We start from the raw sequence: 2,433 nt of genomic DNA on the forward strand, positions 1-2,433 counted from the left end.
CTTCCGTCACCTTAAAAGTTTTGTTGTCTTCCCAATACTTTTGCCATTTTGGTTCTATTGTTTCAAAAGGATACTTTGCCATGAGGGAATTATAGAGAAAATTTGGGGGTGGGGCAAGTGTGTACAAAAAGGGATAAAAGGTGTGGGAAATTTAAGGAATAACGCAATTTACGAATACTGTATTGAAGTCTTTTGAATACCTTTTTTCCAATAAGCGGATAATTGACTTTGTTATCTTGTGTTGTCCATTTGAAACAGTTACCTCAAATGATATTGTAAAGGCCCGCGTTCCCTTCAGGAAAAAAGACACCGTATAGTATAATTCTCTTGTATCGTGTTTCCATTTTGCTTGGTGGATAAAGTCAGAGGTAAAAAGGTAGTCAAATACGCAATCCGCAAGCAGAAATCCATCATTCATGCGGCAGCCTCAAGCGAACGATAACGGACGGAATTTATTTTAAAAGCCGACATTTTCTCATATTCCTTTATTGCCTCATCTGCCGCATTTTTCGCCATAGAAGAAATAATTTCTTTGACTTTTTTATCAAATAATTCCTGCAGCGCTCTGGTTATGCGGCTTTCGATTTCATGGCTCAAATCCTGTTTTGTTTCAGCGAGGCAGAATTCAATGTGCCGATACGCTCCCCAAAAACCATTCATAAAACCGTTTAACGCCAATTCTTTAAATTCCTCAAATCCATTATTACGGCTTATTACAGTCCCGATATGATAAATGGTATGTTCGATAAGGTGTTCGGCAGACTCTTCTTGCGTACCCCCTGAAGAAACCAGCCCGAATTCAAGACAAATGGCTTCAAAATGTTCGCCATTACGCAATACCAAAAAATGGAGATGCGGTATATTCCATGAGACTGAATTGGTGTCTATCATCATTTTTCCGATACCGGCAATGTCTTTTTTTTCTCCGTCTATATCATAAAAAGCCATTCTTCCCTCCAGAAATAAAATCAAAAGTTACTTTAAGAATATACCGTTTTATGGTGTTTCGCAAGTCTGGAATGCAAGGGTTTAGGCTAATCGGCGAAGTTGTGCAAAATGCTGAAATAGCAATAGATGAATGGATAGAGACCGCTCGGCTTATGGAGCGTGCTATTCCTGTGGCGAGGGGGAAATTGGTTTATGCGTAGGTACTGCTTTTATGGATAAAAAAATATAATAAAGGAGGAAATTTATGGATTATTTATTTGAGAAAATATCATCTTATAATATCATTAACTATATGCTTCCAGTGGTTTCCTTTTCAGAAACTATATTTATACATCTAGTTTTTTTGTTTTTTATATGTTCAAACATATATGACGAAAATGATGAACGTAATCCATGATGAGGTGCGATTAATATATCCACACCTTCATTTAAAATATTACGCAATAATATATCATGTGAAATAATATATTCCATCCCTTGTTTTTGAAGATCACCAGGCATAAAAATCTTTGTACCATTTATTCTTACATACACGGCAATACTAATATTGTTACAGTAACTCTCTGTGGACAAATCATTGTTTTTTTCGACCTCTTTTGGTGGAATATAATATATAAATTCATTTTGCAAATCAGTTGTCTGCAATGGTGGTTCTCGCCATTTCAACATTTCTTTCAATATTTTTACATTATCATAATCATCAAAAAAACTCCAATTTATTTTCTCTATATCTTTCATTCCTTCGTTATCATTTGGACAAGTTAACAATTTAGGACAAAAGTTATTATTAAAATCCACTATTGCTGATATATGATCGCTATGAGGGTGACTTATTATTAGTTGATCTAAAATATATTTTTCATTACTTTTTATAGCACCTCGCTTTCTATATAAAGGTAATAAAAAATCTATTATAGGGTTAAATGTCTCTGATTTTCCAATGTCAACTAACAATGTCTTATTTTCAAACTCAATATAAGTTGAAAGTGCCCCACCAACATTAAATATTACCTGTTTCATGATCCGCTCCTTTGCTAATTTCAACTCTTCTTCTTATGAAATTTGTTTGTTTCCGATAAGAAAATAAAAACAAGACAAGCAAACTTACAATTAGTACAATATAATTATATTGCAAAAAACAAAATTTGACAGATAGAAATTGATATAGCTTCAATAATGCCAACAGAACTATCGTTGTAAAAAGTGTCCTAAACATATTATTTTGCTCATTTAGAATCTTTAGTTTTTGATTTTTACTTTCTAGTTTTACATAGTCTTCATATGGTGCGAATTTAACAAACTTTATCCTCTTTAATAATGGCTCAATAATGATAGAACTTATTCTACTAATTACTATTCCAATGAAATATACAATGAATATTTCCAATAATATATTTTCATTGATAAAATTATAAGCAAGCCAATTTTTTGAAAGTACTGAAAATACAACCCCTGGAAGCATATAGTTAATGATATTATAAGATG

Annotated in this window: 4 protein-coding genes; 1 reads left to right on the top strand and 3 read right to left on the bottom strand. The window is 32.6% G+C overall.

Going from position 1 to position 2,433, the window contains the following annotated elements; genetic code table 11:
- Positions 1-414: 414 nt before the first annotated feature.
- Positions 415-948, bottom strand: coding sequence for a hypothetical protein (locus ACYVTD_RS11615; protein ID WP_461247929.1), 534 nt, complete (start codon positions 946-948; stop codon positions 415-417).
- A 50-nt stretch (positions 949-998) separates the two neighbouring features.
- Between ACYVTD_RS11615 and ACYVTD_RS11620 the strand changes: the two genes are divergently transcribed.
- Entirely contained in the window at positions 999-1,148 is a 150-nt protein-coding gene (locus ACYVTD_RS11620) for a hypothetical protein (RefSeq protein ID WP_461247930.1), read from the top strand.
- Between the two features lie 88 nt (positions 1,149-1,236).
- Here the strand turns inward: ACYVTD_RS11620 and ACYVTD_RS11625 are convergent, their stop codons facing one another.
- Positions 1,237-1,968, bottom strand: a complete 732-nt coding sequence (locus ACYVTD_RS11625; protein WP_461247931.1) for a ComEC/Rec2 family competence protein — start codon at positions 1,966-1,968, stop codon at positions 1,237-1,239.
- Positions 1,949-2,433: hypothetical protein (locus tag ACYVTD_RS11630; protein WP_461247932.1), on the bottom strand; the 485-nt coding region annotated here is incomplete at its 5' end. The genes ACYVTD_RS11625 and ACYVTD_RS11630, both read right to left, overlap by 20 nt.

Source organism: Treponema sp. R6D11, assembly GCF_054786075.1.